Source organism: uncultured Eubacterium sp. (genome assembly GCF_945980375.1).
Taxonomy (GTDB): Bacteria; Bacillota; Clostridia; order Oscillospirales; family Acutalibacteraceae; genus Eubacterium_R.
Window position 1 is genome coordinate 1 of sequence record NZ_CAMFQO010000016.1, and the last position, 15,989, is coordinate 15,989.

The following is a 15,989-nucleotide window of genomic DNA, read 5'->3' on the forward strand; positions in this document are numbered from 1 at the left end:
AAGGGCTCACGCGGAATGAAGCTTGAAGATATAATAAATACTGTGTATAAAGGATGGGAAAAATAATGAGCACTACTGTTGCAACAATAATTACCGCTGTTATTGCCTTTGGCGTAACTGCCGGTCTTGGCTTTGTAATTATCCCTTGGTTAAGAAAACTAAAATTCGGTCAAACTATATTGGACATCGGTCCTTCCTGGCATAAGTCAAAGCAGGGCACTCCGAATATGGGTGGCTTGATGTTTATTATCGGTATAATAGTTGCCTTTGCGGTTGGTGCGTTAACCTTTGTTCTTTCGGGCGGAAACCTTGAAAGTGATTATGCCGCAATATTTAAGGGCAGAGATTTAGTTCTGCTCATTGCGGGTCTTTGCCTTGCATTCGGCTGTGGCGTAGTAGGCTTTGCCGATGATTTTATCAAAATTAAGCTTAAAAGAAATGAGGGCTTGAGCGCAAAGCAAAAAACCTTTGGTCAGCTTGTTATGGCTCTTGGTTATACTGCAACACTTTGGCTTTCTCATAATACCGTATGGACAATTCCGTTTCTCGGCAATGTAAATTTTGAAAAGAATTTCTTTACGGCCATAGTATTCTGGCTTGTTTCAATTTTCATTATTTACGGCTGTGTAAACAGCGTAAACCTTACAGACGGCATTGACGGCCTTTGCTCAAGCGTAACCGCAACAGTTGCAATAACCTTTATTATTGCATCTGTGATATTAAAATTCGCAGGACTTTCCATATTATCTTCGGCATTGCTCGGCGGTGTTCTCGGCTTTCTTTGTTGGAACTGGAATCCTGCAAAAACCTTTATGGGCGACACAGGCTCATTGTTCCTCGGTGGCATGGTAACAGCACTCGGCTTTGCAATTAAGTGCCCGTTGCTTTTGTTGCCTATCGGTATCGTTTATGTGTGCGAAACAATGAGCGATATTATCCAAATCGGTTATTTCAAAATTACTCACGGTAAGCGTGTGTTCAAGATGGCACCTATCCACCATCACTTTGAAATGTGTGGCTGGAAGGAAAAGAAAATCTGTATTGTTTTTTCGGTTGTAAATGCTATCGGCTGTGCTTTGGCATTGGTTCTCATTTATTTTGGAAGATAATTTGTTATCATTATTCTATGAAAGGAGCTGCATAAAATGGCAGGCAGAGATTTAGAACCGCCTCGTCGTTCCATTAGGGAAACGCAGGGTCAGGCTGCAAATTATGATGACGGTAAAAAAGCAAGGTCATCAAAGATTTCCTTCGCCTCTGATGTTAAAAATTCTTTTTGGTTTGCAAAGGGAAGCTTTGATTTGTCGTTCTTTGCAGCAACCCTTGCATTAATTACCATCGGTCTTGTAATGCTGTTTTCGGCATCATATCCTTATGCTCTTCAAAACAAGGGCGATTCATATTATTTCTTTAAGCGTCAGCTACTGTTTGCAGTTGTCGGCATTATTGTAATGCTTGTGGTGTCAAAGCTTAATTTCCGATTTCTTAAGGTTATAGAAAAGCCTTTGCTTTTTGTAACCATCGGTCTTTTGATACTTGTTTTGTTTTATCACGTAGATCTTGACAGAAGCGGTGAAGATTTCAAAAGATGGATTCCGGTCGGACCTTTTACCTTTCAACCGTCGGATGTTGCAAAGTTCAGTCTTGTTTTGACTTTAGCAGGATATATAAGTAAAAATTATCGCAAAATGAAATATATTAAAGAGGGAGTAGTTGTTCCTGCAGTTATTATATGCGTATTTTGCGGCTTGATTTTTTTGGAAAATCACTTGTCCTGCACCTTGCTTGTATTTATGATAGGTATTGCAATGATGTTCTGCGGAGGCACTCGTTGGCAGTATTATGTTGCGGGCTTATGCGTCGTTGCAGTTGCGGCATTTATTGTTATTAAAAATCCTGATGTTCTGCCCGGCTATCAAGGTGACAGAATCAGAGCCTGGACCGATAAGGGCTTTGATCCTCTCGGATTAAGGTGGCAAACTAATAATTCGCTTTATGCAATCGGCTCCGGTGGCTTTTGGGGTGTAGGATTGGGTAATTCAAAGCAAAAATATCTATATGTATCCGAGCCTCAAAATGACTTTATTTTCTCCATTGTCTGTGAGGAGCTTGGATTTATCGGCGCTACACTTATTATTGCTCTTTTCGGAATTCTTTTCTGGAGAGGTGTAAAAATTGCACAAAGATGTGAGGATAAGTATTCTTCACTTGTAGTTATAGGTATTGTGTCACAGGTTGCCATCCAAACCGTGTTTAATATATTGGTAGTAACCGATACTATTCCCAATACGGGTATTGCACTGCCGTTTTTCTCCTACGGCGGTACGGCACTGTTAATGCTTTGCTTTGAAATGGGTGTTGTACTTTCCATTTCTCGCAGGGTAAATACAAAAAGATTTTGAGGTAAATAATTATGAAATTGTTATTTGCAACAGGAGGTACGGCAGGTCACATTAATCCTGCATTGGCAGTTGCATCATACATTCAGCAAAAATATCCCGATTCTCAAATTATGTTTGTAGGCACGGCAGATCATATGGAATCTCGCCTTGTGCCAAATGCAGGATTTGAATTTAAGACTATCGAGATTAACGGCTTTAAGCGCTCACTTTCGCCAAAGGCTGTTATTGATAATGTAAAAACGGTTTCAAGGCTTATTAAATCCGAAAAGGATTCAAAGCAAATCATTAAGGATTTTCAGCCTGATGTTGTTATCGGCTTTGGCGGATATGTTTCGGGTCCCGTGCTTGATGCCGCAGTAAAGATGCATTGTCCAACCTGTATTCACGAGCAAAATGCTTATCCCGGTATTACCAATAAGCAGCTTGCCAAAAAGGTGGACAAGGTTATGCTCACCGTTGAGGATGCGAGAAGTTATATGCAGGCAAAGAATGATGTTATCATTACCGGTCTGCCTGTTCGTGGTGAGCTTCTTGAAAAATCAAAGTTTCAGGCAAGAATTGAGCTTGGCATTGCCGATGAAAAGCCTCTCGTTCTTTCATTTGGAGGCTCACTCGGTGCAAGACCTCTCAATGATGCAATGCTTGATATTCTTCTTGAGGATTCTCAAAGAGATGATGTGTACCACATTCATTCTGTCGGAACAAACGGAATTGAATACCTTGACAAATTCGTAGAAAACGGCTTTAGCAAAAGAGCCGAAAATATATATTATAAGGGTAACACAGAGGTTAGGCTCTATATTGATAATATGGACACCTGTATGGCCGCAGCAGATTTGGTTATCGGCAGGGCAGGTGCGTCATCGTTGTCCGAGATTGAGGCAATGGGAAAGGCGTCAATTCTTATTCCCTCACCGTATGTTGCCGAAAATCATCAGTATCATAATGCAATGGCACTTGTAAACCGTAATGCCGCAAGGATTCTTGAGGAAAAGGATTTAACTGCGCCTTCGCTAAAGGCATTGATGAATGAGCTTATTGCAGATAAAAATGTGCTTAGTCAAATTGAACAAAACGCAAAGGATATGGCTATCATTGACGCAAGGGAACGTATTGCGGATATCATCCTGTCACTTGTGTAATTAACATTTATTTTCCGATTTCATAAACTGCCATAGGTGGTTTTATGAAATGTCTTAAAATTAACGGCGGCAGAGCCTTAGAGGGAAGCATAGATGTTCACGGAGCAAAAAACAGTATTCTGCCTGTTCTTTGTGCAACAGTGCTCATTAACGGCAAATCCGTGATACATAACTGTCCAAGGCTTTCCGATGTAGAGGTTACTGTAAACATTCTGCGGTACTTGGGTGCAAATGTAAGCAGGGAGGGTAACACCTTAATTGTTGATGCAACAAGTATCTCTCGTTCAAATATTCTTGAGCCTCAAATGAAGGAGCTTCGTTCTTCGATAATATTTCTCGGTGCTTTGGCGTCTCGAACCGGTCAGGCTTGCCTTTATCTTCCCGGTGGTTGCGATATTGGGTTAAGACCTATTGATTTGCATTTGAAGGGACTTAAGGCTCTTGGATATGAGGTTTTTACAGACGGACATAATGTATGCGCCACTCGCAGAGATGTTATCGGTAAAGAGATTGTTTTGCCGTTTCCAAGCGTAGGCGCAACGGAAAACATTATTCTTGCTTCGGTTTTAGCCAAGGGCACAACAACCATAGTAAATGCTGCAAGAGAGCCTGAGATAGAAGATTTAGCTGATTTTCTCAACAAAGCAGGTGCAAAAATATTCGGTGCGTCTACCCCGACAATCACTATCGAGGGCGTTAATGAATTAAACGGAGCAGAGCATACCGTTATCCCCGATAGAATTTTAGCAACTACTTTAATGTCTGCCTGTGCCATTACAGGAGGACAGATTCAGCTTAATAATGTTTGTATGTCGCACATTATGCCTACCTTGCCTGTGTTTGACGAGATGGGCTGTGATGTAAGCTATAATTATTCATCTGTAAAAATAAAAGCTCCCCATAGGCTTAAACGGGTTAAAAGCATAGAAACTATGGCATATCCGGGATTTCCTACTGATTGTCAGGCACCTGTTATGTCGGCTTTGTGTGTTGCTGACGGAACATCTATTATTAAGGAAACTATATTTGAAAACAGATTTAAGCATATTGAACAGCTTAATTTGTTTGGTGCGGATATTTCGGTTAATGACAGAATAGCTGTTATTAACGGAGTAAACAGCCTTCATAGTGCAAATGCAAAGTGCACCGATTTAAGAGGAGGAGCGGCAGTTGTCATCGCAGGACTTTCTGCCGAGGGCGAATCAACGATAACAGATATTCACCATATCGACAGAGGATATGAGAATATAGAGCATCAGCTTTCCTTGCTGAATGCTGATGTAAAGAGGATAGACGATGAAAAATAACAAGTCAAATAATAAAAAGGATAACAGTATGGCTCCGCTCAATGATGAGCTTGGCTTTTTTGATCTTGAGCCACCGAAGATATACCGCAGTGATCAGTCTGCAAATCGTAGCACACAGGCTGATAAAAAGGGTAAAAAGGCATCAACAAAAGCAAAGCAACCGTTAAAAAAAGCAAAAGCAGACGGTGAAGTAAGAAGCAAAAAGAAGCGTAAGCTAAAGAAAAAGTTTAGGCTCGCCTTTACTGCCGTAGGTATGATTGCACTGATTGCTTTGATAATTGTTGTGCTAAGCTTAACTGTATTTTTCAAAATTGATACAATAAATGTTGAGGGAACAAAAAAATACAGCTACAAGCAGGTAACATCTGTTTTGCCTATTGATAAGGAAAAAAATTTGTTCCTCATTGATAAAAAGGGAGCAACAAAAAAGCTTGAGGAAAACCTGCCGTACATCTATGATGTAGAGATTACACGCAAGCTTCCGTCAACCGTTGTTGTAAAAATAACAGAGCCACAGCTTATTTATTATGTAAAGAACAGTGACAATACCTACACCTATTTTGATGATAACTTTAAGATTCTTGAGGTAAATGTTAAGGAACCTGCCGAAAAGGGAATAGAGCTTAAAAAAATCGCCTTCAGCGATGTATCACCGGGAAAAACCGCAAAACTTACAAACGAAGAATTGTTGTCTGATTTACAGATAATGATGCAAACCGTAACAAGCCTTAAGCTTAAGGAGGTTACGGCTATGTATTCCGAAAGCCTTGTTAATAATTATGTTGTATACGACAACAGAATTACAATTAAGCTTGGCGAAACAAAGGATATTGAGGATAAGCTTTTTACAGCCTTGACTGCTATTGAAAAGCTTAATGACACTGCTCCCGATGCAGAGGGAACTCTAACTGCCACAAACAGTAAACAGATTTACTTTACAGAGAAAAAATAGTTACATTTACTGTAACCTTGTGTAAAGTGATATTCTTACAAATACAACTACAAACTGTATAGTTTATGCATAATGCACAAATATTTTTTGTATTATTTTATAAACATTGGAAAAAATAATACGAATATTTCTTAAAAAGTATTGCAAAGTGGTTACAAAACTGTTACAATAGCAAATGTGAGGCACTGCCTAATGCGAGTGCTGTACCTAAAAAACAGAAAATAAAGATAAGGAGAATAAAAAATGGGAAGATACGAAATTGATACCGATGACAACAAGGTTGTTTCTATAAAAGTAATCGGCGTAGGTGGCGGCGGCGGAAATGCCGTTAACCGTATGGTTAAGTGCGGAGTAAAGGATGTAGAGTTTGTTGCTATTAACTCTGATAAGCCTGCTCTTGAAAAGTCATCTGCTACACATAAAATACTTATCGGCGAAAAGGCAACAAAGGGCAGAGGCGCAGGCGCAAGACCTGAGGTTGGTCTTAAGGCTGCCGAAGAATCAAAGGAAGCATTGACCGATGTTCTTCAGGGATGTGAAATGGTATTTGTTACTGCCGGTATGGGTGGCGGAACAGGTACAGGTGCCGCTCCGGTTGTTGCAAAGCTCGCAAAGGAAATGGGCGTACTTACAGTAGGTGTTGTTACAACTCCTTTCGGCTTCGAGGGTAAGCGCCGTATGCAACAGGCACAGGAGGGTATCAACGAGCTTGCTGCTAATGTTGACTCATTGATGGTTATACCTAATGAAAACCTCAAGCTTGTTTCTAAGGAAAAGATTACTCTTCTCAATGCTTTTGAAATTGCAAATGATGTTCTTCGCCAGGGTGTTCAAAGTATTTCAGACCTTGTAAATGCAACAGGTCTTGTAAACTGTGACTTCGCTGACGTTACAGAAATTATGAAGGATGCCGGATATGCTCATATGGGTGTTGGTCACGGCAAGGGTAAGGATAAGGCAGAGGTTGCTGCCCAGCAGGCAATTTCTTCACCGCTTCTTCAAACATCTATTGACGGTGCTCGCGGAGTTCTTCTTAATATCACCTGTTCAACAGATATCGGTCTTGAGGAAATTGATGCAGCATCAAGTGTTGTTATGGAAGCAGTACATCCTGATTGTGAAATCATCTGGGGTGCAAACTTTGATGAGGAGCTTGAGGATGAAATGATCATCACTGTTATCGCTACTCGCTTCGGTGAGGACGGTCCCGGTGCTCCGATCAAGTCTACAACAGCTTCAAAGCCTGTTGCTCCTCCAACAGAGATTCCATCAGCTCCTGCAAGCTTTACATCAAATGATGACGATTCGTTCAATGACATCGTTTCATTCTTCAAAAAGTAATATGATTGAATTAGGCTGCTCAAACGAGCAGCCTTTTTTGTATGTAAAGTAAAATAGTTTGTCAATATAATATATTATAAAGCACATATTACTTTCTGCAATATTTCGCGTTTTCATTGCGAAAAGCAATTTGCTTTACGTTTTTAACATTTTCCACACGGTTTTCCACAATAACAAGGTGCATAAAATGGACTTTTCCACATTTTTTCCACAAATCAATCCACATCGATTTCTGTATGTAAAGTGTTTTGCTTTACAAAATATCTTAAATTCTTCATTTTCTTTATTTTGCCATACATTTAATTAATCGTATTTACTGAATGTTTGTCTTTACAAATTTTGCCTTACGAGGTATGATTAACACATAGATTTATTTTTTGAGGTGTACTATGCCGTTACAGATAATAAGAAACGATATTACAAAGGTTGAGTGTGATGCAATAGTCAATGCCGCTAACTCTACGCTTTTAGGCGGCGGGGGCGTTGACGGTGCTATTCATAAGGCGGCAGGCAGGGGATTACTGCTTGAATGTATGAAGCTTGGCGGTTGCAGGGTTGGTGAGGCAAAAATTACCAAAGGCTACAATCTGCCATGCAAATATGTAATACATACCGTGGGCCCTAAATGGAAGGGCGGTAGCAATAACGAGCGTGAGCTCTTGGAAAGCTGTTACAAAAATTCTCTTGAGCTTGCAAAGAAAAACAATTGTGAGTCCGTTGCTTTTCCGCTTATATCAAGCGGTGTTTACGGCTATCCGATGAACGAGGCCTTCAAGGTTGCGGTTGACACTGTCGCCGAATTTTTGATGCACAATGATATGCTTGTATACATTGTTGTTTACAATAAAAATGCTCTTGCCACAGGCAGTAAGCTGTTCACCGATATTGCACAGTACATAGACGATAACTATGTTGCCGAGCATTCTGCGTATGTCAGCAGGCGAATAAATAATGCTTGCGAAAGTATGCCTTTGCCTCAAACACAGTTCCTTTCTAACGAAGAAAAATGCTACGCGTGTAATGAGGACATCGCTATGTCGATTCCTGTGCCTGAGGACACCGCAGGCCTTAGCGATATAGTTATCAAGCTTGATGAAAGCTTTTCGCAAATGCTCCTTCGAAAAATTGATGAAAAGGGAATGACTGACAGCGAGTGCTACAAAAAAGCAAACATCGACAGAAAGCTTTTTTCCAAAATTCGCTCAAACCCTGACTATAAGCCGAGCAAGCCAACTGTTATTGCCTTTTGTATTGCATTAGAGTTAAGCCTTGCCGAAACCAACGAAATGCTTCTAAAAGCCGGCTTTGCGCTTTCGCACAGCAACAAATTTGATGTAATAATAGAATACTTTATTAAAAGAGGGAATTACAACATATTCGAGATTAACGAAGCACTTTTTGCTTTTGATCAAAGTCTTCTCGGTGCATAAAAATAATGTCGCTTTCAAGGCGACCAAATAACAAAACAAATCTCCTATAATGAGCTTGTAAGGTTGATAAGAAACCGAAACAAATTCATTAAAGGAGATTTTTATTATGAAAGAAAATGTAAAAATTCACAACAACATTACGGAAATGGTATTTATCCTTGACCGTTCGGGCTCAATGGCAGGTCTTGAAAAGGACACAATCGGAGGATTTAATTCCCTAATTGAAAAGCAGAAAAAGCAGGACGGCAAGTGCTATGTGTCAACGGTGTTGTTCGACCATGAAACACAGGTAATACATGACAGAGTTGAGCTTGCGGACATTAAGCCTATGACCGATAATGACTATTTTGTTCGTGGCTGCACAGCGTTGATTGATGCAATAGGAAGCTCAATTCATCATATCAAGAATATCCATAAATATGCAAGGAGAGAGGATGTTCCCGAGCACACAATGTTTGTGATTATTACCGACGGCTACGAAAATGCAAGTCGTAAGTATTCAAGCGACCAAGTAAAAAGGATGATAGAGCACGAGAAAGAAAAGTACGGTTGGGAATTTCTTTTCATTGGTGCTAACATTGACGCAGTTGAAACTGCAAAGCATTTCGGAATCAATGAGGATAGAGCAGTTAACTATCACGCAGATGAAAAAGGAACAGAAGTGGTTTATGACACTGTTGCAGATGCTTGTTGCAATATAAGAGCCTGTGCACCCCTAACTGCAGATTGGTCAACCGCAATCAATGATGACTTTAACAACAGATAAATATTACTACTTGTATAAAATATTACTGATGTAAAATAAAACGACTTGGCTTCGTTTTTTGAAGCTGAGCCGTTTTTATTGTTAAAACTCAAAATCGTCCTCGTCATTCAAAGAGGTTTCTTCTTCTGTGTTCTCTTTGGATTTTTTCTTTTCGGCATTTAAGTGTCCTGCGGAAAAGCCTATCAGCAGCAGTCCTACCGCTCCTAATATACCGCCTGTTAAAATCAGTATTTGCCGTTTACCTTTCGCGTTATCTGATATTTTTGGGTTATAGATTATTTGACTTGCCGTCTCGGGAACAGCACCGCTTTTTTCGGTGGATAAAATGCCGGATGCTCGGTATTTTGTTACAGATGAATCGCTCTTGCTGTTAGCCGTTGTGTATTTGTGTGAAGCTGTAAATTTTGTGGATTTATCTTCTTTTTCGGGATTATTTGCGTTTCCTTTTTCAACCGTAATTCCATCGGCTGAATACTGTGTCTTGTTAGCCCTTGTTGCTTTTACCTTGGTTGTTGTCGGTTTCTTGGTAGCTGTTATCTTATTTAAGGTAACACCGTCAATCAAATTAAACTTGACATTATCAACACATAATGCAATTTTCATCCTGTTTTCGAGTGCTTTTGTTTTTACATCAAGTGCAACAACATATATTCCGCTACCTGTATTTTGTGCGTTGAAAAATCTACATCCTGCACCGAATTTCTTGCACACATCAGTGCTTCCCTTAACACCGTCCTTATCAACATAAAAGGAATATTTCTCGGTGTCGGAGTCTATGTTAAATTCAATTTGTATGCTGCTGCTCTTTTTTATTTGTGCATTGACGGCGAGAACTTGAAAATATGCACAGCTGTTGTTTTCATCAATAAGATAGCTTATCGTACATTCGGCAATTCCGTTTTCAGTCTCATATGATACTGATTTTGTAACGGCATTTTCACTTTCCGTCCAAGAGGTGTCGGTGAGCATACTGTCGTCATAGGAATATGCAGTAAATCCCGTAACAGCAGTGCTTACGGTAATTGCTATGCTTAATGCAATAATGAAAAATGCTTTGATTTTTCGCATTCCTTCACCTCCAAAAATATATAGTTTAATATAACATCATTGTATTCCTAAATCAACAAAATTTGACATTTTTTGTCGTTTTGTATCAAAAAACATATGGTTGACAAACAATGTGTGTTGAATGTATGATATACTTGTAATAACAAATGATAATACTCGGAGGAATATCAATGGCCGGTAAAAAACGTTCAAAGCTACCCGTAATTTTACTTGTTATACTGATTGTTATTGCTTTGGCAGTGGCGGGTGTATACGCATACGGTGTTGTAAACAATGATATTACAGGTAAAAATCAAGAGGATAAGCCATATACCCTAATTATAGAAAAAAGTGATTTTGAATACGAGATTGGGCAAAAGCTTGCTGCAAACGGGGTAATTGTTTCGGATACCGTGTGGACAAATTGGATGAGCAGTCATTATCCGGATTTTGAATATATCAACGGTGAGTATAATATGAATTCAAATATGAGCTATGAGGATATTGCACAAAAGCTCCAAAATCCCGATATATCTCATAAATCGGTTAAGGTTTGTATTCCCGAAGGTACAAATGCTATGCAAATTGCAGATATTTTGGAGAAGAATAATATCTGCAAGGCAAACGACTTTCTTGATGTGTGCAAATCCACCGACGGCTTTGATTTTGATTTTTTGAAAACTGTGCCCGATACAGACATTATTGGTTATAAGCTTGAGGGCTTTTTGTTTCCTGCAACCTATGATTTTGCAATGAACAGCGATGCAAGAGATATTGCCGAGCAAATGCTTGAAGCCTTTGATTATCGTATAACCGATGATATGACAGCCTTTTGCGAGAATAACAATATGACTATGTTTGAGTTAATAACTCTTGCCTCTGTTGTTCAGGAGGAGGCACTCGGGCAAAAATCCGCAAAGAACATTGCGTCCGTTTTTATGAACAGACTGAAAAAAGGCGCCAAGCTTCAGTCGGATGTAACATATTTTTATGCTCGTGACCTGCGTGACAGCTATGGCTTTTCACAGGAGGTTTATGATGCTTATTACACCTATCGTTGCCAAGGCTTGCCGGCAGGTCCTATAACAAACAGCGGCTCGAATATCATTGACTCTGTGGTAAATTATCCAAAAACCGATTATCTGTATTTCTTCTCTGATTTACAGCAGGAATTTCACTTTGCAAAGGATTATGACGAATTTGTAAGGCTTCAAAAGCAGTATCCATGGAAATAGCCTTGAAAATGATATAATTAAATATTTTAGACCACCTGCACAAAACAGGTGGTTATTTTTTGTGTGATTTGTATCTACAATATTTTCCGCCTGTGTGATAAAATGTAGATGTATAATTATGTAATAAGACAGGTGATTGTTTTGAAAAATAACAAATCAGTAAGTAAAAGGGTGCTTTCGCTTGTTATGAGCGTTGTTCTTGTTGTGTCAACCTTTATGTCTGTTATGGTGGTTGATGCAGCGGCAGTTACCGTACCCGGTCCGAATTTGCAGTACACCTTTGATTCCGATACAGGTACTCTTACCATTTCCGGTCAAGGCGATATGTACGATTTTAGGGATACTAATTTGGGCTTAAATCATCAGGTTCCATGGACAAGTGTTAAGGAACAAATTAAAACCGTTATTGTTGAAGAGGGTGTAACAGGTATTGGTGAGTACTCATTTTTTAAGTGTGAAAACCTTACCTCTGTACAGCTTCCGTCTACGCTTAAGATTATCAGAGGCGCCGGTGCTACCGGTGGCTATGCAGGTACAAACACTCTTTCATACGGTGCATTTCGTCAGTGCGTATCGCTTGAAAGTATTGTTTTCCCTGAAGGACTTGAAACCATTGAAGCGGTAGCCTTTCGTGAATGTACTTCGCTTAAAAAAGTTGTGCTTCCCGACAGTCTTACAAGCCTTGGAACAGGTGCGTTTGTTAATTGCTCCGGCTTGGCAGAGGTTACCTTTGGCAGTGGATTAACCGAAATACCTGTTGAGTGCTTTTATAACTGTTCAAACCTTGCTACTATCAATTGGGGTCCGACCGTAAGTGACGTAGGTGAATGGGCATTTTATAATTCAAGGCTCACATCTATTGAAATTCCGGAGCAGATTACGAAGATTTCGGGACGTGGCTTTGCGGATTCATTCCATCTTCGTGATGCATATATTTATAATCGAGATTGCTCTATTGCCGAGCTTGCTTTTAATAACACAAAGCTTACTTCAACACAGGAGTTTACCGTTCATGGCTATACAGGCTCAACGGCACAGGCTCACGCAGAATCAAGGGGCTACACCTTTGTCCCTCTTGATGCCTGCGCTCACGAAAATACGCATATAGACATTATCACTCCCGCAACCTGCACCACCGACGGTCAACAGCAGGTTTATTGTGACGACTGCGATACCGTTATTTCAACATCAACAATTAAGGCAACAGGCCACAACTACGAGGTCCTTTCAACACAGGATGACACAGAGGTTGACGGACATATCAGAGAGTTTACAAAATGCTCTCTGTGCGGTGACGAAAAGACTGTTCCAAAGCATGTAGAAACCGAGGAAAGCGGAACAGTAAATAAAAAGTATGTTTGGGTTGACGGATATTATACTTATGACTGTAATGCAACCTGTACATCTGCCGGCTGGGAGAAGTATACCTGCACGGTTGAGGGCTGCGGCGTAATCCAAAGGAATGCTGTGGCAAGCACAGGCCATACCGTTGATAATTGGGTTGTTACAAGCCAAGCGACCTGTACTCAGGAAGGCTCAAGGACAGGTCATTGCTCTGTATGTGACCAGGATGTAACAGAGGCTATCCCTATGGCTGACCATACGATTGACCTTGAAAATCCTGCAAGAACAGAAGATAAAACCGATGTTGACGGACATATTTACAAGTACTATACCTGTACCGTTTGCGGTACCGAAATCTGCCAAACGGAGCATACGGCGTGGATAGAGGGCGAATACACTCCTACCATAATTGTAAACGTAACCTGCACAACAAACGGCTTAAGACGTGATAAGTGCGATATCTGCGGTGAAACAAGAAATGTTACCCTTGAGGCAGTAGGCACCCATGATTGGCTTGCCACTCAAACAATAGAGCCTACATGTACCACAAAGGGACAAACAAATTATACCTGCCAGGCGTGCGGTGCAACAAAAAAGGACAATGTAGTTGATGCATTGGGCCACAACTATGTTTTGCAGACCGATAAAAATGTCATTTCAACCTGTACAGAGGATGGCTCAAAAACCTATCTTTGCTCGCGTTGCTCAAGCGAAAAGGTTGAGGTAGTTCCTGCAAAGGGACATTTGTCATACGCAAACCAAAGGGTTATAGACACTCCTGCTGATTGCGAAAATGCAGGCTCCGGCCACGCAACCTGTGTCAGATGCTCAGAATATTACGAGTTTGTAATTGACCCTCTCGGTCATGCTTATGAGAATGTTGAGGTAGAAATAGCGGATAAGCCGGGGCATGTTTTGTCAACACCTACCTGCACCCGTGAGGGCTGTACTCAAAAGGAAACCTCCGAGATTGTTCACAAGGAATGGATAGAGGGTTATTATAAGCACACGGTTATAACGCAGGCAAACTGCCTGACCGGTGAAATCTATGTTGACACCTGTGATTTGTGTAACCTTTCAACAGGCAATCAGCAGGGCGCACCACTTGCACACGAATATCAGCTTGTCCGTGTTTACAACGAGCCGAGCTCTTCGCAAATCAGCGGATCGTTAAATGTTGAGCCTTACAGTGTTATTTATTCATGTAAGCATTGCGGAAGACTTGATACAAAAACGGGTGCTTGGCTTTATTCAATGTGGAGTATATATTACTATAATCAGGTGCCTGATAAACGAGTTGATGTAAATAACATTTCGTATATGGATGTTAACGGTGACAACTTTGTAAACGCAAAGGATTATGCGTTGATTTATCAGTTGAATAAGAAATACCTTAAGTATCAGGAGGAGCTTTCACAGGCGGGGGATACGTCGGATACCGGCACAACGGATAACGGTGATGCATCAGGTACAGAAGATACGCAAACAACCGATTCGTCGGTTGCTCAGGCTGCGGCGTCTGCCGAGATGTATCAAAAGGAAGCTTAATAATTACTGTCAAACGGCTTGTCGATGTTTTTTCGATAAGCCGTTTTTATAGTGCTTTTCGATGTATTTTGTCGTATTGTAACTTATTTGTAATTATTTATTTTTTATATTTTCTTTACTTTGAGAATAATTTATATTATTATATAAAGGAAATATGTGTAACGGAGGATTTTTATATGGGCATAGCATATAAAAGAATTTTGTTAAAGCTTAGCGGCGAGGTGCTTGCAGGTGCTGCCGGTAAGGGTATTGATAACGATACCGTAATCAATATTTGCAAATCTGTAAAAAAGGTTGCAGATGCAGGAGTAGAGGTTGCCATAGTAGTCGGCGGCGGAAACTTTTGGCGTGGCAGAACAAGTGAGCATATGGATCGTGCAAGGGCAGATCATATCGGTATGCTTGCAACCGCTATGAATTCCTTGGCTCTTTGCGACGCATTGGAGCAGCTCGGTGCAGATGTAAGAGTTCAAACTGCTATCGAGATGCGTCAAATTGCAGAGCCGTACATTCGCTCAAGAGCAATTCGCCATTTGGAAAAGGGCAGAATAGTTATTTTCGGCTGCGGTACAGGCTCACCGTTCTTTTCAACCGATACTGCTGCCGCACTTCGCAGTGTGGAAATTAACGCCGATGCTTTGCTAAAGGCAACCAATGTTGACGGCGTATATGACAAGGATCCTAACAAATTTGATGATGCTGTTAAGTACGATGACGTAACCTTCCAGGAGGTTATCACAAGAGATATTAAGGTTATGGATTCAACCGCATTTTCTCTTTGCAAGGACAATGAAATGCCAATTATCGTGTTTAACCTTAACCACCCCGATAATATTATGAGTGTAGTTTCGGGTGAAAAGATAGGCACAACCGTAAAATAGTTCGAAAAGTAATTTATATAATTTAAGAGAGGTTTAATTATGGATACAATTTTTGCAAAAACAACTGAAAGAATGGAAAAATGCCTTGACTCATTGGATAGAGATTTCTCTACAATAAGAGCCGGCAGAGCAAACCCAAATGTTCTCAACAATGTTATGGTTGATTATTACGGAACACCTACAAAGATTGACCAAATGGCTGCCGTATCTGTTCCTGAGCCGAGAATGCTTGTTATTCAGCCTTGGGATGCTTCAATGCTCAAGGAGATAGAAAAGGCAATTAACGTTTCGGAAATCGGCATTAATCCGCAAAACGACGGCAAGGTTATCCGCCTTACATTCCCTCAGCTTACAGAGGAGCACAGAAAAACTCTTGTAAAGGATGTTTCAAAGCGTGGGGAGGAAGCAAAGGTTGCTGTTCGTAATGTCCGCAGAGATTCTATGGATGACATCAAGAAGCTTAAGAAAAACAACGAGATTACCGAGGATGATCAAAAGGACGGCGAAAAGAAGCTTCAGGATCTTACCGATAAGTACATCAAAAATGTTGAAGATATGACAAAGAAGAAGGAAGAAGAAATTCTTTCCATCTAA

General features: G+C 40.4%; 13 protein-coding genes. 12 read left to right on the forward strand and 1 reads right to left on the reverse strand.

Features of this window, described 5'->3' with window-relative positions; all coding sequences use genetic code 11:
- The first annotated feature begins 65 nt into the window (after nt 1-65).
- The 8 genes from mraY (at nt 66) to Q0P34_RS05490 (ending at nt 9,340) form a co-directional block, all read left to right on the forward strand.
- Nucleotides 66-1,109, forward strand: coding sequence for a phospho-N-acetylmuramoyl-pentapeptide-transferase (gene mraY, locus Q0P34_RS05455; protein ID WP_294954003.1), 1,044 nt, complete (start codon nt 66-68; stop codon nt 1,107-1,109).
- A 36-nt stretch (nt 1,110-1,145) separates the two neighbouring features.
- Nucleotides 1,146-2,402 (forward strand): putative lipid II flippase FtsW, encoded by a 1,257-nt coding sequence (gene ftsW / locus Q0P34_RS05460; RefSeq protein WP_294954005.1) that lies wholly within the window; start codon nt 1,146-1,148, stop codon nt 2,400-2,402.
- Between the two features lie 11 nt (nt 2,403-2,413).
- Complete coding sequence (gene murG / locus Q0P34_RS05465; protein ID WP_294954007.1) at nt 2,414-3,544, forward strand: undecaprenyldiphospho-muramoylpentapeptide beta-N-acetylglucosaminyltransferase; 1,131 nt, start codon at nt 2,414-2,416, stop codon at nt 3,542-3,544.
- A gap of 44 nt (nt 3,545-3,588) precedes the next feature.
- On the forward strand, nt 3,589-4,851 hold the full coding sequence (gene murA / locus Q0P34_RS05470) for a UDP-N-acetylglucosamine 1-carboxyvinyltransferase (protein ID WP_294954009.1): 1,263 nt from the start codon (nt 3,589-3,591) through the stop codon (nt 4,849-4,851).
- The gene (locus Q0P34_RS05475; protein ID WP_294954011.1) at nt 4,841-5,803 is read left to right on the forward strand and encodes an FtsQ-type POTRA domain-containing protein; all 963 of its coding nucleotides are present in this window, start codon (nt 4,841-4,843) and stop codon (nt 5,801-5,803) included. Before murA ends, Q0P34_RS05475 begins: the two co-directional genes overlap by 11 nt.
- Before the next feature lie 243 nt (nt 5,804-6,046).
- Nucleotides 6,047-7,144, forward strand: a complete 1,098-nt coding sequence (ftsZ, locus tag Q0P34_RS05480) for a cell division protein FtsZ (protein ID WP_178668883.1) — start codon at nt 6,047-6,049, stop codon at nt 7,142-7,144.
- 389 nt (nt 7,145-7,533) lie between these two features.
- Entirely contained in the window at nt 7,534-8,574 is a 1,041-nt protein-coding gene (locus tag Q0P34_RS05485) for an O-acetyl-ADP-ribose deacetylase (RefSeq protein ID WP_294954013.1), read from the forward strand.
- 106 nt (nt 8,575-8,680) lie between these two features.
- The gene (locus Q0P34_RS05490) at nt 8,681-9,340 is read left to right on the forward strand and encodes a vWA domain-containing protein (protein ID WP_294954015.1); all 660 of its coding nucleotides are present in this window, start codon (nt 8,681-8,683) and stop codon (nt 9,338-9,340) included.
- 81 nt (nt 9,341-9,421) lie between these two features.
- Here the strand turns inward: Q0P34_RS05490 and Q0P34_RS05495 are convergent, their stop codons facing one another.
- A complete protein-coding gene (locus Q0P34_RS05495; RefSeq protein WP_294954018.1) occupies nt 9,422-10,408 on the reverse strand; it encodes a hypothetical protein in 987 nt (328 codons plus the stop codon).
- A gap of 170 nt (nt 10,409-10,578) precedes the next feature.
- Between Q0P34_RS05495 and mltG the strand changes: the two genes are divergently transcribed.
- The 4 genes from mltG (at nt 10,579) to frr (ending at nt 15,989) form a co-directional block, all read left to right on the forward strand.
- Nucleotides 10,579-11,622 carry an endolytic transglycosylase MltG gene (mltG, locus tag Q0P34_RS05500; protein WP_294954021.1) on the forward strand — a complete coding sequence of 348 codons (1,044 nt, stop codon included), beginning with the start codon at nt 10,579-10,581 and terminating at the stop codon, nt 11,620-11,622.
- Nucleotides 11,623-11,763: 141 nt separating this feature from the next.
- Nucleotides 11,764-14,514 (forward strand): leucine-rich repeat protein, encoded by a 2,751-nt coding sequence (locus tag Q0P34_RS05505; RefSeq protein ID WP_294954023.1) that lies wholly within the window; start codon nt 11,764-11,766, stop codon nt 14,512-14,514.
- Between the two features lie 176 nt (nt 14,515-14,690).
- The gene (pyrH, locus tag Q0P34_RS05510; RefSeq protein ID WP_294954026.1) at nt 14,691-15,395 is read left to right on the forward strand and encodes a UMP kinase; all 705 of its coding nucleotides are present in this window, start codon (nt 14,691-14,693) and stop codon (nt 15,393-15,395) included.
- A 39-nt stretch (nt 15,396-15,434) separates the two neighbouring features.
- On the forward strand, nt 15,435-15,989 hold the full coding sequence (frr, locus tag Q0P34_RS05515) for a ribosome recycling factor (protein ID WP_294954029.1): 555 nt from the start codon (nt 15,435-15,437) through the stop codon (nt 15,987-15,989).

Excerpts from the sequence above, each read along its gene's own strand:
- murG (WP_294954007.1), top strand. The coding sequence starts at position 2,414 with ATGAAATTGTTATTTGCAACAGGAGGTACGGCAGGTCACATTAATCCT.
- ftsW (WP_294954005.1), top strand. The coding sequence starts at position 1,146 with ATGGCAGGCAGAGATTTAGAACCGCCTCGTCGTTCCATTAGGGAAACG.
- mraY (WP_294954003.1), top strand. The coding sequence starts at position 66 with ATGAGCACTACTGTTGCAACAATAATTACCGCTGTTATTGCCTTTGGC.
- Q0P34_RS05485 (WP_294954013.1), top strand. The coding sequence starts at position 7,534 with ATGCCGTTACAGATAATAAGAAACGATATTACAAAGGTTGAGTGTGAT.
- Q0P34_RS05475 (WP_294954011.1), top strand. The coding sequence starts at position 4,841 with ATGAAAAATAACAAGTCAAATAATAAAAAGGATAACAGTATGGCTCCG.
- Q0P34_RS05495 (WP_294954018.1), bottom strand. The coding sequence starts at position 10,408 with ATGCGAAAAATCAAAGCATTTTTCATTATTGCATTAAGCATAGCAATT.
- Q0P34_RS05490 (WP_294954015.1), top strand. The coding sequence starts at position 8,681 with ATGAAAGAAAATGTAAAAATTCACAACAACATTACGGAAATGGTATTT.
- mltG (WP_294954021.1), top strand. The coding sequence starts at position 10,579 with ATGGCCGGTAAAAAACGTTCAAAGCTACCCGTAATTTTACTTGTTATA.
- murA (WP_294954009.1), top strand. The coding sequence starts at position 3,589 with ATGAAATGTCTTAAAATTAACGGCGGCAGAGCCTTAGAGGGAAGCATA.
- frr (WP_294954029.1), top strand. The coding sequence starts at position 15,435 with ATGGATACAATTTTTGCAAAAACAACTGAAAGAATGGAAAAATGCCTT.
- pyrH (WP_294954026.1), top strand. The coding sequence starts at position 14,691 with ATGGGCATAGCATATAAAAGAATTTTGTTAAAGCTTAGCGGCGAGGTG.
- ftsZ (WP_178668883.1), top strand. The coding sequence starts at position 6,047 with ATGGGAAGATACGAAATTGATACCGATGACAACAAGGTTGTTTCTATA.